The organism is Bartonella acomydis (assembly GCF_039543025.1).
Lineage (GTDB): Bacteria > Pseudomonadota > Alphaproteobacteria > Rhizobiales > Rhizobiaceae > Bartonella > Bartonella acomydis.
Genome location: NZ_BAABIY010000072.1, coordinates 1 through 1,812, shown reverse-complemented (window position 1 = coordinate 1,812; position 1,812 = coordinate 1). Strand labels below are relative to the sequence as shown.

At 36.2% G+C, this 1,812-nt stretch carries 1 protein-coding gene; it reads left to right on the top strand.

The window, feature by feature from the left end; all coding sequences use genetic code 11:
• A partial coding sequence (locus ABD909_RS07070) for a type ISP restriction/modification enzyme (RefSeq protein WP_345097251.1) occupies window positions 1-1,812 on the top strand: 1,812 nt, incomplete at both ends.

The following is a 1,812-nucleotide window of genomic DNA, read 5'->3' as shown; positions in this document are numbered from 1 at the left end:
CGACCTATCATAGTTTTATGAAAGGAGAGTATATTCCTTTCAAGCATATTGGTTTGACTGATACGTTTCGGATGATTGAAAAACAAGATTTGATGAAAGGCATACTTAAAGAAAACAGTGAATATTTGGAACACCAGAAAAATCTGGATATAAAAGTTATCTTTGGCAATCCCCCTTATTCAATCGGTCAAAAAAGCGAAAATGATAATGCAAAGAACAGCCCCTATCCTATATTAAATGACCGTATTCGTGAAACCTATGCTGCTCAATCTAAAGCAAATCTTAGGCAAGCGCTTTATGATAGTTATATTCGTGCTATCCGTTGGGCGAGCGACCGTATAAAAAACCGTGGTGTTATTGGTTTTGTCACGAACGCGGGGTTTATCAATGGATGTTCTATGGATGGTTTACGAAAATGCCTCGTTGAGGAATTCAGCAGTCTTTATATTTTCCATTTACGGGGTAATCAACGAACATCTGGAGAACTTTCTCGAAAAGAAGGTGGTAAGATTTTTGGTTCTGGCTCTCGAGCGCCTATCGCTATCTCTATTCTCGTAAAAAATCCAGAATCTCAACAACATGGGAAAATATATTTCCATGACATTGGGGATTATCTTAAAAGAGAAGAAAAGCTTACGATAATCGAGACCCTTGGTAGCATTGATGGCATTACACGGAGTGAACAAGGTTGGAAAATAATTACACCAGACAAGCACGGTGATTGGCTTGGACAGCGTGATGATAGTTTCAAGACATTCCTAGCTTTAGGTGTAAAAAAAGGGCATGATAAAAAGCTTTTTGAGACTTATTCTTGTGGTATTTCAACCAGTCGTGATGCTTGGGCATATAATTCAAGTCGTGAAGTTTTAGCGAAGAACATGAGTAATATGATTGCTTTCTATAACAGCGAAGTGAAACGTTTTAATGATGTTTATGTACATGCTGACCGTAAAATACGTACAAAGGCTGTAGATCATTTTGTAAACTTAGATGAACGTAAGATAAGTTGGAGTCATAATGTTAAGCAGGAATTACTAAAAGGAGAGTTTTTAAAGTTTGAAGATTCATGCTTCACACAAAGTCTGTATCGTCCTTTTACACAACAATGGCTATACTACAACCGTGCTTTCAATGAAAGAGTCTTTCAAATGCCGCAGATATTTCCTATGGAACAGATGAATGAAAATAAGATAATACAAGTTACAGGTATAGGAGCAATGGTAGGCTTTTCTGTACTGATGATTAAGACTTTGCCTAATTTAGATGCAATAGAAAAAGGACAATGTTTTCCACGCTATTTTTATAAAGATACCTCGGTTTCAAAAAATAAAAGTGAGAAACAATCATATTTATTTTTAATTTCTACAGAGGAAAACAACAAAGCTGGTTTACAGAGGCGTGATGCCATTACGGATGAAGGGCTAGCCCATTTTAAAGCAGCTTATCCGAATGAAGCACTCACGAAAGATGATCTATTCTATTACGTTTATGGTTTACTTCATTCAGAAGATTATCGTGCTCGTTATGCTGATAACCTCTCTAAAGAATTACCTCGTATCCCTTGTGTAAAAACTGCTGAAGATTTTTGGAAGTTTGTTACAGCAGGGCGTGAACTGGGGCTTATGCACATGAATTATGAAGATGTAAAGCCTTATCCAGTGACCTTTAAAAAAGGAAATCCAAAACAGACAGATATTTCTAATCCTAAAGAATTCTATTATGTCACAGAAATGAAATTTGCAAAAGCAGGTAAAGAGAAAGACAAGTCCACTGTTATTTACAACAGCAATATCACAATAACAGATATACCTA